The sequence below is a fragment of the Pontibacter sp. LHS1 genome (assembly GCF_058932855.1).
The window spans coordinates 24,880-37,776 of sequence record NZ_JBZYWF010000021.1 but is presented as its reverse complement, the minus strand read 5'-3'; the positions used below and the strand labels follow the sequence as shown (position 1 = coordinate 37,776).

The window sequence follows — 12,897 nt, the reverse complement described above, 5'->3', positions numbered from 1 at the left end:
TATAGTGAAACAGAAAAGCCCCGGCTGTTTTAGAACAGCTCGGGGCTTTTTGTATTTAATAGAGGTATAGGCTATTCCTGCGACTGGTTGTCCGTCTTCCTGCTATACCTGCGGTAGCTGAATACCAGTGAAATAAGTACCAGCACGTTGGCCACCAGTCGCATGTATACATGCTGGTTGGGTACAGAGGTTAACGAATCCGTAAAGTCAATGTTCGTCACGTTGTATATGATCAAACCTATCAGCAGGATGATCAGAACGAGGGCAAATTTCTTCATATAATGGAATTAGCCATAAGGCGGCGTAGTTGGCCTATGGGTGAGTGTACAAATGTTTTATTCGACTATAACCAGCTTAACCTCTTCAGCATTAATTTTAAAGGTTTGTCCACCTCTAAAAATGATTACCATATCATCATTATCATAATCTGGTTTAATACCGAAGCTATCCATATCCTCCCGCATGTTTTGAGGAAGAAATCCTATCACATCAACACATTTATCTTCACTCTTAGGCATTTCGCTATCCCTTTCTTTTATCTTCAGAAAGTTTACTCCACTAAAGCATAATTTTATTTTATCTACTTTATTTGCGATATTTTCCTCAACACTTAATTTATGCCATTGCATTTCGAAAACTTGTAAGGATACAGAATACCTAAATTCACTGAAATCAAAATCATTGTGTAAATCATAATACTGACCAGCATATCGTAATGCGATAGTTTCTTCTAAATTGAAATTTGTCAGTTTCATAAATTACAAATGATTACTAATTAGCACTTAGACCTACTGAAACAAGGTTCCACTGCCTGCACTGCCTTTCTCAGACTTTGAAACCGGCTCTTCGCAGTTTTCCTCATTGAACACCTGGTTGATGGCGTTCTCAGCGTTGCGCAGTTTGTCTTTACAGAATTTGATCAGCAGGGAAGAGCGCTGCACCTTCTGGGTGAGTTCATCCACATCCACTGAGTCGCTTTCGATTGCCCGCAAAATCTCTTCCAGTTCCTGGGTGGCCTCGCGGTAAGTCATTTTGTTTATGTCCTTGTTATTCATTTTCGTCTTTGTTTACAACCAAACTGTGCACCTTGCCGTCCTGCAGGCGCGTCTCGATCACATCTCCCTCTTTCACCTGCCCGATATACTTGATGATCTTGCCGTTGATCAGCGTCAGGGTATAGCCGCGCAGTAGCAGTTTCTCCGGATCGTTTGCCTGAATGCGCATCTCCAGCATTTCTAGCCGGTGAGTGTCGGAGCTGAGCTTTTTCTGGGCGCTGTACTGCAGGCGGTCGCTACATTTTACAAAACTGAGCTGACTTCGCTTGTGCTTGTCCTTCGCCTCCGTTTCAATGCAGTGCACGAGCTTGTTCAGGTCCTGCTCCTTCATGTGCAACCAGCGCTGGCCTATGCCTTCCACACAAACCGTGAGGTCGCTTAGTTCCTTGCCGCGCAGGTGCAGCAGATCTTTGGTATAGGCCTGCAGCAACCTCTCCGAATTCAGCAGCTGGTGCCTCTGGTTTTCGAGGAAGCTTTTTGGCTTGAGCAGCAGACTCTTAGAGAAATGCTCCAGCTGCTCCCGGTTTTCCTGCAAATAGCTATTGGTCAGGTTAGAAATTTTCAGGCTCTGCCGCTCCAGCTTATCAGCCGTGAGACGCAACTGCTGACTGGCGAACATGTAAATGCTGTCAAATAGCCCTTCTATTTCCGTTTCTAAAGAACGTGCTCTGTCTATCAGGTAGTTTGCTACAGCCGTCGGTGTTTTCTGGCGGGTATGGGCTACAATGTCGGCGATGCTCTCGTCGCGCTCGTGGCCTATACCTGTTATCACAGGCAGAGGCGAATTACCAATGGCAGCGGCTACTTTGTAATCATCAAAACAACCCAGGTCAGTCTGCGAACCGCCTCCACGAATGATCACGATGGCATCGAACAAGTGGCTATACCTGGCGATCAGGTCCATGGCTTTGGTGATGGAGGCGGGTGCCTCGTTGCCCTGCACCGTCGCCGGAAAAAGCCGTGTGTCGAAGGTATAGCCGTAGCTGTTGTTTTCGAGCTGATGGACGAAATCCTGATAGCCGGCCGCCGTCGCCGACGACACGATGGCCAGTCGTTGCGGCACCAGTGGCATTTCCAGCTCCTTGTTGGCCGTGAGCAGTCCCTCTGCCTCCAGGTGCTTCAGGGTTTCCTGCCGCTGACGGGCCAGGTCGCCGATGGTATAGTTGGCGTCGATATTAATGATGTCGAGGCTCAGGCCGTAGAGTTCGTGAAAACGTACCTGCGCCTGAAAGAGGATCTTGAGACCAGCTTTAAGCGGCTGGCCTGTTTTCTCCTCGAAGTAGCGCCCCAGCATCTGAAAACGGCTGCTCCAGATCGTAGCCCTGGCCTGTGCTTGTATCGCTCCACGCGGATTGTCGCCTTTGTCAACAAGATTGATGTAGCAGTGCCCCTTGCGGCGGTCCGGCGTTACCTGCGAGACCTCCGCCACCACCCAGTAACTCTCCGGAAACGCCAGCTCCAGCTCCTCCCGGATCTGCTGGTGCAGTTCGAAGAGCGAAAGCGGAGCATGAAACTCCTGGGTTACGGTAGTCTGGCTGAAATAAAACTGGGCCATGGGCAGGGTAAAGGATCTAAACCCGAAGATAGGGGTTTTGGCTGAAAGTTTTTTAGGGAATTATGGGTTTTCGGCTTTAGCTGGTGTTTCAAAGACCTGATCCACATTTAAGTGATAGCATAGGCCCGGCACTGTATCTGCTACACCTGGAAGTCAACATATGTGACACTAAACGTGCTGCAGTTCTGTCTAGTTTGAGTAACTACAGGCGGGAATTGACACAGACATGAATACCGAGTGCAATGAGTGAAGCTCTAGGCAGGTATGTTTTGTCTGTTCAATTTTTATGTTAAATAAAGATTTGTATCTCTGCCAGGTTGCAGGTGCTTTGAGGGAGATCAGGTGGCCAATTGATTGCAGGTGGTGATCAATGTGGTCAATACGGGCATGCTCAACATTTCCAAATCCTATAAAGCCGTGGTATGGCAGCCACGAGGGAGGTTGAGGGAAGGCGCAAGCGCTTATTCGGTTTTGAACCCGATGCCTTTGGCGCGTTTCTCCCAATTCTCGCGGGCCCATTTCTGCATGTCTTCCACGTTATCCATCTCGTCCATGATCTCCATGCCCAGCAGTGTTTCGATGATGTCTTCCATGGTCACGATACCGGCCGTGCCACCATACTCGTCGACTACCAGCGCAATGTGGTTTTGCTCTTTGAGCAGTCGGCTGAACAGTTCAGGTATAGGCATGTACTCGGTCACTACCTCTATATCGCGCTTGATACTTTTCAAAGGCAGGTGGCCCTGGTTGTCGATCAGTTTGGAGAGCACCTCATCCTTGAGCACATAGCCGTTAATGTCGTCGAGGTTGTTCTGGTAGAGCGGGATACGGGAGAAGCGCAGGGTCTTCGCCTGCTTGAAAAAATCAACAATCAGCATGTCTTCCTGCGCACCGTATATCACAGTGCGGGGTGTCATGACGTGGCGCACCAGGATCTGGTTAAAGCGCAGGATATTGCGCAGGATCTGGGATTCGCCTCTTTTGAAAATACCCTCCTTTATGCCTATCTCGGCCATAGCTGTAAAGTCGGCGCGGCTTAGCACACTCTTATTCTTGTCGCGCTTCAGTCGCTTGGTAATAAACTGCGACAGCACAATAAGTGGGTATAGCGGCGAGTAGATCATGATGCGCAAAGTGGCCACCGTGAAGGGAGTGAGCTGCTTCCAGTAGTTCGCACCGAGTGTTTTTGGGATGATCTCCGATAAGATCAGGATGATGATGGTCAGGATAGCAGAGATCAAAGACAGGTATTCCTCACCCCAGATCAGTTGGGCCTGTGCGCCTACCCCGGCAGCGCCTATCGTATGCGCAAATGTGTTGACAGTAAGGATAGCTGCCAGCGGGCGGTCGATGTTGTCTTTAAACTCCTGCAGGTGTTTGCCAAGCGCCGGATTTTCCTGTGCCGTAATGCCCACATGCGAGGGCGTAATGCTCAGCAATGCCGCCTCGAGCAGGGAGCAAAGAAAAGAGAAAAAAAGCGCGATGGTTAGGTATAAGAAGAGTAAGCCCATGCAAGCGGATTATGGTTAAACCGTTGGTTAATTGGCAAAGGTAGTGAATTAGTGCACCACACGCAGTACCGGCTCCTCGAGCGGCGTGCGGGTTTCAGGGTCCACTGTGAAATAACCCACCATGCTTGGCCCGTAGCCCAGATTCAGCTCAACAAACTTATTCTGCTCCGGCAGCATCGCGATCACCTCCTGTTGCAGGTCCTTGTACTTCTCAAGCAATTCTTTCAGTTTCTGCTCTTTGTCATTCAGGGAGTTTTGCGGTTGCTGATCGGTCAGCTGTTGCTCAATGTTCTGCTCCGGGTCAAAATCGGGCTTTATGCTCTGTAGCGACAGCACTTCCACTTCCAGCAGCCGGATGTCACGTTCCACATGCAGGTACTCTTTCACTTTTTCCTCCAGCGGAACAAGCGATTCGTCCAGGTATTCTATCAGGTTTTCCATAGTCATGTCAGGTATATGTGGGTGTATAGCTCCTATACGGCAATGCCCTCATTTATTTGCATACGAGAAGCACCAGGGGGCGGCTGCATAGCTGCTATACCTATACCTTGACCTATAACCATCTGAACAGCTTCCTGACAAAAGTAAGCCGGTTGCCGTAAGGCGGGTAGCGTAGCGGAAGGTCAATCCAGGTGCCGCGGTGCACGACACTTTTCTGGTTGGAGAACAGCTCGAAACTCGCCTGCCCATGGTAACTGCCAACACCACTTTCCCCCACACCGCCAAAAGGAAGGTTAGGGTTGATGAGGTGTGAAATAGTGTCGTTGATACAGCCGCCTCCAAAGTGAACTTCTTCCAGCACACGTTGCTGCTGCACTCCATCGGATGAAAAGAAGTACAGTGCAAGGGGCTTCTCCCTGGAATTGATCTGCCGGATCGCTTCATCCAGGTGGGTATAGGTAAGCACAGGCAGGATAGGCCCGAATATTTCGTCCTGCATGACCGGGTGTTGCCAGTTGACCTGGTCCAGCACGGTCGGCGCGATGAAACGGCTATCAGCATCGTGCTGCCCGCCTATCCGCACGACACCGTCCTGCAGGTAACTGCTCAGGCGGCGGTAGTGACGGTCGTTGATGATGCGGGCAAAGTCCGTGCTGTGGCGGGGCGAGTCGCCATAAAACTCCTGGATAGCGATGCGCAGCCGCTCAATCAGCTCGTCCTTCACCTGTTCATGCACCAGCAGGTAGTCGGGAGCCACGCAGGTCTGGCCGGCGTTCATAAACTTACCCCAGGCGATACGACGGGCTGCCAGACCCAGGTCGGCGTCTTCAGCTACGATCACTGGACTTTTGCCACCAAGCTCCAGCGTGACCGGAGTCAGGTGCTCGGCAGCAGCTTTCATGACCACACGACCCACCTGTGTGCTGCCCGTAAAAAAGATGTAGTCAAACCGCTGGGCCAGCAGGTGCTGCGTAGTAGATACGCCTCCCTGGACTACGGCGACCAGCCTCGGATCAAAGGTTTTGGCGATCAGCCGTGCAATCACAGCTGAGGTAGCAGGGGTAAGCTCAGATGGCTTGATGATAGCGCAATTGCCTGCCGCCAGCGCACCGATCAGCGGGTTGAGCACCAGCTGCAAAGGGTAGTTCCAGGGACCGATAATCAGGGCAACCCCATAAGGCTGAGAGTAGACATAGCTGCGGGCCGGGAAATTAAGCAGGGTTTCGCCTACTGGCTGCGGCTTCGCCCAGCGTGCTATTTTTTTGAGCACCAGCTGCAGTTCTTTCTCCACAAAGCCTATCTCTGTTGTATAGGTTTCAAAAGCAGGTTTCCGGAAGTCGGTATACATGGCATCCATCAGCTCCTGCTCGTGGCTGCGCACTGCCTCCAGGAGGCGTCGGAGTTGCTCTTTCCGGAAGCTGACGTCCAGGGTATGGCCCCCTGCAAAATAGGCCTTTTGTTGTTTGAGCAGGTCCAGTACGACCTGCGGGTCTGCTTCCGTGACGGTGCCGGCCCTGTTTACATAGGTGTTTGTTGAGTTCATAGCGGGTAAAAAGGTTAGGATTTGGTCGCATAAGCCGGTTTTTGGTCGGCAGCCGGTCGGCCGGTAAAGTTATTCATAGAGGTATAGACCCCAAACCAGCGCACTGTACTTTTCTTAATGCTGGTCATGGAGCAGGTTTTAATATTATGTGTATTTCGCAAGCATAATATAGGAGAATAAGATCATAAAAAAAATATTATTGAATTATTCTCAATCAGGCAGACGGGGATGTTACAATTGGAGCCTTGCTATACCTGTACTATAGCCAGGTTAGTCTATCTGACCGATCTGGTTCATACCAGCTGAACCTGGCAGGCACAATTTCTCTCCTTAAATCCCAATTCAAACATAGGCTTATTGTATCTTTGGCAAAACGACCTGAACCGCTTTCCTATGACAGACGATACCATCAAAATAATTGAATGTCCCCGCGATGCCATGCAGGGCCTCCCTAATTTTATACCTACACAGACGAAGATCGAATACATCAATCAGCTGCTGCAGGTGGGCTTCGACACGATAGACTTTGGCAGCTTTGTGTCGCCCAAGGCCATACCTCAGATGGCTGACACAGCTGAGGTGCTGGCGGGATTGAACCTGCACGATACCCGCTCCAAACTGCTGGCCATCATTGCCAATGTACGGGGTGCAGAAGAGGCCGCCTCCCACGCGGCGATCGATTACCTGGGCTTTCCGCTCTCCGTGTCTGAGACGTTTCAGCAGCGCAACACCAACAAGAGTATTGCCGAGGCCATGACCCAACTGGCCCAGATTCAAGGCATCTGCCAGCGCCAGGGCAAAACGCTTGTCACGTATATTTCCATGGGCTTCGGCAACCCTTACAACGATCCCTGGGATGCGGCTACTGTGATCCGGTTTGTGGAGGAGTTGGATAAACTGGGCGTGAAGATCATCTCCCTTTCTGATACCATCGGGGTTTCCAATCCGGAAAACATTACCTACCTGTTCAGCGAACTGGTGCCGGCCTTTCCGCACATCGAGTTTGGGGCGCACCTGCACACGACGCCTACTACGTGGCAGGAGAAGGTGGAGGCTGCCTACCAGGCTGGCTGTCGCCGCTTCGATGGGGCCATGCGCGGCTACGGCGGTTGCCCGATGGCCAAAGACGAACTGGTAGGCAACATGGCGACTGAAAATTTGGTCGGCTACTTCGAAAATAATAATTTAAATTTGAAGCTCGACAAAGAGGCTTTCGCTGCCGCACTGGCAGCTTCAGGCTCTGTTTTCTCCTGATTATGGCAAGAAGAACCATTGTAGATATTTTCATTCCCTGCTTCGTGGATCAGCTGCATCCTGAGACAGGCCTGAGTATGGTCAAGGTACTCGAGGGGCTGGGCTGCGAAGTGAACTATAACCCGAACCAGACCTGCTGCGGACAGCCTGCCTTCAACGCTGGCTTTTTTGATGAAGCCCGTGAGGTTGCCAATAAGTTTCTCGACGACTTTTCGAATGAAACGTCGCACTACATTGTGGCTCCTTCAGCGAGCTGCGTCGGTATGGTGCGCAATGCCTACCAGGACATCTTCGTGAAGTCATCGAAACTGGTGAAGTACCGTGCTATGCAGAAAAAGGTATTTGAACTGACGGAGTTTCTGACCGATCTGCTGAAAGTATCGCAGGTGCCGGGTGCCCGGCTCGACGGCAAAGCGACCTACCACGACTCCTGCAGCGCCCTGCGTGAATGTCATATCAAGGAAGGGCCTCGTGCGCTGCTGCAAGGAGTGCATGGCCTTGAAATGATTGAGATGGAAGACACAGAAACCTGCTGTGGCTTTGGCGGTACGTTTGCCGTGAAGTTCGAAGCCATATCGGTAGCGATGGCTGAACAGAAAGTGGAGAATGCTCTGGCCACCGGTGCCGACTATATTATCTCCACCGACAGCAGTTGCCTGATGCACCTCAACGGGTATATCCAGAAGAACAAGAAACCGATCAAAACCATGCACATTGCCGATGTGCTGGCCAGTGGTTGGTAAGGTATAGGTATATATCAAGATGCAAAAGCCAGATACTGTATGTGTCTGGCTTTTTTTGTCTGCGTAAAAACACGTAGGCTTCAAGTTGGTAATACTGAAATTAACTCAGAAACAACTGAATAGTGCCTTCCTGACTTACTTCCCTAAAATGTTGCCGTATAAAAGACAAAACACGGAAGGTGGTTTAGAGCTTTGGTTTTAGGTTGGTTGAACCATATGTTCTGACTCCTGGTGAGTCTACTGCCAATTCGAACGTTGTTTTTAAAATGATCATGTGCTTACCGCTATCTGGGGTGCGTTTGGCGGTTCGCACATGTTTATAGAGGGAGCCGGTATCTGTTATTTTATAATGCAGGCGGTTGGAACCGGCTCCCTTTTTTTCTCCTCTCTTACAGGTCCCTGACTCCGTTTTAACTCATCATCCGGCAGATAATACCAGCTGTCAAGCTGTATTTGTGAGCTTGCCTACCTGTATTTAGCAGGTTTACGGCCTGTGTCAGCGCCTTGCGGTAATATGCGATGCTACTACGTGCAAATCGGTATTTGTATAGGCAGTATCCTACTTATGTGGTCATGCAGCGTATAAAGCGCAACAAAGGCAAGGACAATTCAAAACTATGCAATTAACGAAGGCGCTGGTACTGGGACTGCTAAGTATTGTGCTGAGCGCATTTGTACTACCGGCACAGGCGCAGGAAGAACGAAAGGAGCTTGACGCGGACAGACCTGATAAGTCTCAGGGCCCGGGCATTGTATCGCGTGGACATGTTCAGTTGGAGGCGGGCTATCACTACCAAAAGCTTAATGCTGCCATCAGGACACATGCTTACCCCACGGCACTCCTGCGCATTGGCCTGCTGGAGGGAGTGGAGTTGCGCCTGCATGGTGCTGCGAAAGATTCTGTTATTGAGAATGGATCAGAGCGCCATATCAAGGGGTGGGGCCCGCTGAGCGTCGGCACGAAGATACGACTGTGGGAGGAAAGTGGCTGGCGTCCGGAAGCTGCTGTTATGGCCATGCTAACGCTGCCCCTGGCGAGTGAGGTATTCAAACCCGATAATCCGGAGCCTCAGTTCGGGCTGGCCTTTAGTCATGAAATCTCTGAGAAAATGGACCTGACCTATAACCTGGGCTATGGCTGGACTGATGGTGACGCCATGCGATCTTACGGTGCCAACATCACCCGTGAACTGAGCGATAAGCTCACACTCTACCTGGAGGCATTCGGAAGTAAAGGGAAGGGAGAGACTGCCGAGCACCAGGCTGACATCGGGCTGCTCTACCTGCTGCTGCCCAATCTGCAGTTCGATGTAGCGGCAGGGCGACGGCTGAACAAAGCGGCTCCACACAGTTTCATCACCACGGGCCTGGCATTACGGCTACCCCGTTAACGGTCAGTAACAGGTATGGTATGGCAAGAGATATGAAAAAGAGACCTGTCCGGAAATCGCTGCAAGAGTACGCCCGGGGTATAGCGGGAGGGCTCCTGTTCAGTTTTCCGCTGCTCTTTACCATGGAGGTTTGGTGGGCAGGCTTTATCGCTACGCCTTTGCAGCTGCTGATCATGGTGGTGGTTACGTATCTGTTGCTGCTGGGCTACAACCGCTATGCAGGTATGCGGCAGGGGGCCTCGTGGCGCAGCGTCTTCATTGACTCGGTGGAGGAGATGGGGCTGGGGATCATCCTGTCTTTTGCGGTGCTGTACGTGCTCAACCGCATACAATTCGGGGAGATGTCCACTGAGGAGATCATGGGTAAGATCATCATCGAGGCCATGGCTGTCTCCATTGGCGTATCCATCGGGACGGCGCAGTTGGGCAGTCCGGAAGGTGAGGAGGAAGAGGAGGATGAGGTGCAGGCAGAAGCAAAAGAGGCAGGCTGGCGTACCGGACTGCGGAGCAAGGTCAGCCTGGTAGTGCTGGCGCTCTGTGGCAGTGTGATTGTGGGCGGCAACGTGGCTCCTACCGAAGAAGTGGTGCTGTTGGCGGTGGGGGCAGCGCCTTTTCACATTTTGCTCATGGCTTTGCTGTCGCTCGCCATCAGTGTAGTGGTAGTTTACTTCAGCGATTTCCATGGCACAGGCGGTCATCAAAATGACAATCTTGTATTTGCCATGACGGTTGACACCTGCCTGAGCTACCTGACAGCACTGGCCGCTTCAGCCTTCTTGCTGTGGTTTTTTGGCCGGTTCGAAGGGGTGAGCTTTGAAATAGCTTTTGCCCAATGCATTGTATTGGGTGTGTTAGCCAGCCTGGGAGCCTCAGCAGGGCGACTGCTGATAAAATAACATGCTGCATGACGGAAAAACAAGGACAGGAAAAGAAACACAGCCGGATTGGGAGGGCAGGTGAAGACGATGATAAAAACGCACTGGAGTGGACGGTATTTGGGATAAGTTTGCTGCTGGTGTTAGGTATACTGGCCTACCTAAGTTACCAGACCTACATCGATGTCCCCTCTACCCCCGACCTGGTGGTGCAGTACTACCCTGATCCTACGGATAATGCTCCGCAACGCTACCGGGTAGAGGTATATAATAAGGGAGGCGAAACTGCCGAGGAAGTGCAGATAGAACTTACCTTGGAGAAAGGAGGCGAGGTGCTGGAAAGTGCGCAGCTCAACATCGCCTTCGCCCCTAAGAACTCGAAGCGGGAGGGTTGGGTGAATTTTAAAGAAGACCCGATGCAGGCCGATACACTGGCAGCACGGGTAATGAGCTACAAACGACCTTAGTGTTTACAACCAGATAAGCGAAGAACAATGGCAAAGAAAAAAGTTTCTGAACGTCATAAGAGCCACAAAGAATCTCCGGTGCCGAAAGGCTGTCTTCTGGCCATAGGCGGCCGGGAGGACAAGGGGAACAAGGAACTGTCGGAAGAGCAGTCGAAGAACGTTAATTTTGAGAGTGACGAGATTCTGAAGTTTTTCGTCGACAGCCTGAAGGGATCAGACCCCATGATCGCGGTGGTGCCAACAGCTTCCACTGTGCCTGAGGAGATCGCTCAGGACTATATCAAAGAATTTAATAAGCTCGGAATAAAGCATGTGGAGGTACTGGATGTCAGGACCCGGAAGGATGCCGTGAAGCAGGAGTTTTATGACATGGTGGAGCGTGCGGCCGGCATTATGTTTACGGGTGGTGACCAGTTGCGCCTGACCTCCATCCTCGGTGGAACCCCTGTGCTCCAGCTTATGAAGGAGCGCTATACCTACGACGAAAAGTTTATCGTTGCCGGTACCAGTGCCGGGGCAGCGGCTATGTCTACCCCCATGATCTATGAAGGGGAGACGGTGGGCGGCTACATCAAAGGGGATGTGCGCATCACCACCGGCCTGGAATTTCTCAAGAACGTGGCAATCGATACGCACTTTATACAGCGTGGGCGCATGATCCGGGTTTCGCAGTGCATTGCCACCAACCCGGGCTGTATTGGTATAGGCCTGGAGGAGGATACTGCCATTTGTGTCAGGAATGGTATCGAAATAACAGTGCTTGGCTCCGGTCTGGTCACAATAGTGGATGGCATGGGCATTTCGGATACCAATATTTATGAAATAAGCACAGGAGAGCCTTTCTCAGTGCGCGATCTGAAGGTGCACCTGCTTTCTGCCGGAGAAACCTATATTCTGCCAACCTACGACCAGCTCCACATCTGATGCATTTATTGTAACTGATCATCCAAAAACCCGGAGGGAACTCAATCTAGCTTTACCTCCGGGCTCTTTAATGTAAAGCCTTTTCGGGAGGCCAGCCATTGCAGGGCGATGATGGTCTTGGCGTCGGCCAGGTTGAGTGTCAGCACCTCGTCCAGCGTCAGGGCAATGGTCCTGACGTTTTCGTGCTCCTCGTCCAGCCCGCCGCCTTCATTCACTTTCTGGCTCACCTCGGCATAGAACAGGTATATCTTTTCGGTACTGCTGCCGGGTGAGGTAAAAAAGTCCCAGATGTGTTCCAGCTTGTCCACCTTGTAGCCAGTTTCCTCTTCCACTTCCTTGCGTATGGTCTTTTCCGGATCATCTTCCTCCAGCACGCCGGCTACCGTCTCGAGCAGCTCTGTTTCGGCGCTGTAACGGTACTGCTTCACAAAAATATATTTGTCCTGCCGAGTGTCGTAGACCAGTGCTGCCACACCGTTTCCGCTGTCAAATTCCTCCCGCTCAAATGTTTCGCCGTTTTCTTCGATGATCAGCTTCCGGAAGGTATAGAAGCCTTCGTAGATCGTCTCTTTCCGCTTTATTTTCATAGTATCCTGTTCATGCAGTTATGTTGTGCTATACCTACGGCAGATGCCCCTGTGTGGCTGTGGCGGGAGATTATTTTGCAGCCAAAAAGTAGGGTGGCCGTATAGCTTTCTTAAACGATTGAAGCTATGAGAAGCGCAAGTCTGATCGCTAAACTGCAAGGTATTTACTGGACGATAACAGGTATATGGCCGCTCCTGCACATGCCCAGTTTCCTGTGGGTAACGGGGCCTAAGACAGACCTGTGGCTGGTGCGCACGGTAGGTATCCTGATTGCGGTAGTAGGGCTGGTGCTGCTGGTAGCAGGGTTCCGGCAGCGGGTGACCTCCGAGATCAAGTGGCTGGGCGTTGGCGGTGCGGCAGGGCTTGGTTTTGTGAGTGCCTACTACCCGCTCCGCGACGTAATCTGGGATATCTACCTGCTCGACGCCGTGGCAGAGCTGATCATCATCCTGCTTTGGCTTTGGGCAGGGCAAAAGGGAATGGCGCAGGTATACAGCAACGGCACCAGACTAAAGAGCATTTGACAAAGGACATAAGATTAACGCACGGG

15 protein-coding genes are annotated in these 12,897 nt (G+C 51.4%); 7 read left to right on the top strand and 8 right to left on the bottom strand.

Translation table 11 applies throughout. The annotated features are described in order from the left end of the window. Nucleotides 1-71 precede the first annotated feature (71 nt). The 7 genes from AC5FXQ_RS21490 to AC5FXQ_RS21460 form a co-directional block, all read right to left on the bottom strand. The gene (locus AC5FXQ_RS21490) at nt 72-278 is read right to left on the bottom strand and encodes a hypothetical protein (RefSeq protein WP_493604469.1); all 207 of its coding nucleotides are present in this window, start codon (nt 276-278) and stop codon (nt 72-74) included. A gap of 57 nt (nt 279-335) precedes the next feature. Then, nucleotides 336-755, bottom strand: a complete 420-nt coding sequence (locus tag AC5FXQ_RS21485) for a hypothetical protein (RefSeq protein WP_493604468.1) — start codon at nt 753-755, stop codon at nt 336-338. A gap of 33 nt (nt 756-788) precedes the next feature. Then, the gene (gene xseB / locus AC5FXQ_RS21480; RefSeq protein ID WP_493604467.1) at nt 789-1,055 is read right to left on the bottom strand and encodes an exodeoxyribonuclease VII small subunit; all 267 of its coding nucleotides are present in this window, start codon (nt 1,053-1,055) and stop codon (nt 789-791) included. Continuing rightward, a complete protein-coding gene (xseA, locus tag AC5FXQ_RS21475; protein WP_493604466.1) occupies nt 1,048-2,610 on the bottom strand; it encodes an exodeoxyribonuclease VII large subunit in 1,563 nt (520 codons plus the stop codon). The genes xseB and xseA overlap by 8 nt, the downstream gene beginning before the upstream one ends. 461 nt (nt 2,611-3,071) lie before the next feature. Then, nucleotides 3,072-4,121, bottom strand: coding sequence for a CNNM domain-containing protein (locus AC5FXQ_RS21470; protein ID WP_493604465.1), 1,050 nt, complete (start codon nt 4,119-4,121; stop codon nt 3,072-3,074). Between the two features lie 48 nt (nt 4,122-4,169). Further along, nucleotides 4,170-4,562 carry a hypothetical protein gene (locus AC5FXQ_RS21465; RefSeq protein WP_493604464.1) on the bottom strand — a complete coding sequence of 131 codons (393 nt, stop codon included), beginning with the start codon at nt 4,560-4,562 and terminating at the stop codon, nt 4,170-4,172. A 112-nt stretch (nt 4,563-4,674) separates the two neighbouring features. Then, on the bottom strand, nt 4,675-6,105 hold the full coding sequence (locus AC5FXQ_RS21460; protein WP_493604463.1) for an aldehyde dehydrogenase: 1,431 nt from the start codon (nt 6,103-6,105) through the stop codon (nt 4,675-4,677). 393 nt (nt 6,106-6,498) lie between these two features. Here AC5FXQ_RS21460 and AC5FXQ_RS21455 point away from each other — a divergent pair, with 393 nt between their 5' ends. From AC5FXQ_RS21455 to AC5FXQ_RS21430, 6 genes are all read left to right on the top strand, one after another. Continuing rightward, complete coding sequence (locus AC5FXQ_RS21455) at nt 6,499-7,359, top strand: hydroxymethylglutaryl-CoA lyase (protein WP_493604462.1); 861 nt, start codon at nt 6,499-6,501, stop codon at nt 7,357-7,359. Nucleotides 7,360-7,361: 2 nt separating this feature from the next. Beyond that, nucleotides 7,362-8,102: a (Fe-S)-binding protein gene (locus tag AC5FXQ_RS21450; protein WP_493604461.1), complete on the top strand. Its 741-nt coding sequence runs from the start codon at nt 7,362-7,364 to the stop codon at nt 8,100-8,102. 617 nt (nt 8,103-8,719) lie between these two features. Further along, nucleotides 8,720-9,493, top strand: a complete 774-nt coding sequence (locus tag AC5FXQ_RS21445) for a transporter (protein ID WP_493604460.1) — start codon at nt 8,720-8,722, stop codon at nt 9,491-9,493. Between the two features lie 32 nt (nt 9,494-9,525). Then, nucleotides 9,526-10,389 (top strand): TIGR02587 family membrane protein, encoded by an 864-nt coding sequence (locus tag AC5FXQ_RS21440; protein ID WP_493604459.1) that lies wholly within the window; start codon nt 9,526-9,528, stop codon nt 10,387-10,389. A gap of 8 nt (nt 10,390-10,397) precedes the next feature. After that, a complete protein-coding gene (locus tag AC5FXQ_RS21435) occupies nt 10,398-10,835 on the top strand; it encodes a hypothetical protein (RefSeq protein ID WP_493604458.1) in 438 nt (145 codons plus the stop codon). A 27-nt stretch (nt 10,836-10,862) separates the two neighbouring features. After that, nucleotides 10,863-11,759, top strand: a complete 897-nt coding sequence (locus AC5FXQ_RS21430; protein WP_493604457.1) for a cyanophycinase — start codon at nt 10,863-10,865, stop codon at nt 11,757-11,759. A 41-nt stretch (nt 11,760-11,800) separates the two neighbouring features. Here AC5FXQ_RS21430 and AC5FXQ_RS21425 read toward each other — a convergent pair whose 3' ends face one another. Beyond that, nucleotides 11,801-12,346 carry an NUDIX domain-containing protein gene (locus AC5FXQ_RS21425; protein WP_493604456.1) on the bottom strand — a complete coding sequence of 182 codons (546 nt, stop codon included), beginning with the start codon at nt 12,344-12,346 and terminating at the stop codon, nt 11,801-11,803. Between the two features lie 126 nt (nt 12,347-12,472). Here AC5FXQ_RS21425 and AC5FXQ_RS21420 point away from each other — a divergent pair, with 126 nt between their 5' ends. Beyond that, on the top strand, nt 12,473-12,871 hold the full coding sequence (locus AC5FXQ_RS21420; RefSeq protein WP_493604455.1) for a hypothetical protein: 399 nt from the start codon (nt 12,473-12,475) through the stop codon (nt 12,869-12,871). The last annotated feature ends 26 nt before the right edge of the window (nt 12,872-12,897 follow it).

Coding starts and splice junctions, on each gene's coding strand:
- AC5FXQ_RS21490 (WP_493604469.1), bottom strand. CDS start 278: ATGAAGAAATTTGCCCTCGTTCTGATCATCCTGCTGATAGGTTTGATC.
- AC5FXQ_RS21485 (WP_493604468.1), bottom strand. CDS start 755: ATGAAACTGACAAATTTCAATTTAGAAGAAACTATCGCATTACGATAT.
- xseB (WP_493604467.1), bottom strand. CDS start 1,055: ATGAATAACAAGGACATAAACAAAATGACTTACCGCGAGGCCACCCAG.
- xseA (WP_493604466.1), bottom strand. CDS start 2,610: ATGGCCCAGTTTTATTTCAGCCAGACTACCGTAACCCAGGAGTTTCAT.
- AC5FXQ_RS21470 (WP_493604465.1), bottom strand. CDS start 4,121: ATGGGCTTACTCTTCTTATACCTAACCATCGCGCTTTTTTTCTCTTTT.
- AC5FXQ_RS21465 (WP_493604464.1), bottom strand. CDS start 4,562: ATGGAAAACCTGATAGAATACCTGGACGAATCGCTTGTTCCGCTGGAG.
- AC5FXQ_RS21460 (WP_493604463.1), bottom strand. CDS start 6,105: ATGAACTCAACAAACACCTATGTAAACAGGGCCGGCACCGTCACGGAA.
- AC5FXQ_RS21455 (WP_493604462.1), top strand. CDS start 6,499: ATGACAGACGATACCATCAAAATAATTGAATGTCCCCGCGATGCCATG.
- AC5FXQ_RS21450 (WP_493604461.1), top strand. CDS start 7,362: ATGGCAAGAAGAACCATTGTAGATATTTTCATTCCCTGCTTCGTGGAT.
- AC5FXQ_RS21445 (WP_493604460.1), top strand. CDS start 8,720: ATGCAATTAACGAAGGCGCTGGTACTGGGACTGCTAAGTATTGTGCTG.
- AC5FXQ_RS21440 (WP_493604459.1), top strand. CDS start 9,526: ATGAAAAAGAGACCTGTCCGGAAATCGCTGCAAGAGTACGCCCGGGGT.
- AC5FXQ_RS21435 (WP_493604458.1), top strand. CDS start 10,398: ATGACGGAAAAACAAGGACAGGAAAAGAAACACAGCCGGATTGGGAGG.
- AC5FXQ_RS21430 (WP_493604457.1), top strand. CDS start 10,863: ATGGCAAAGAAAAAAGTTTCTGAACGTCATAAGAGCCACAAAGAATCT.
- AC5FXQ_RS21425 (WP_493604456.1), bottom strand. CDS start 12,346: ATGAAAATAAAGCGGAAAGAGACGATCTACGAAGGCTTCTATACCTTC.
- AC5FXQ_RS21420 (WP_493604455.1), top strand. CDS start 12,473: ATGAGAAGCGCAAGTCTGATCGCTAAACTGCAAGGTATTTACTGGACG.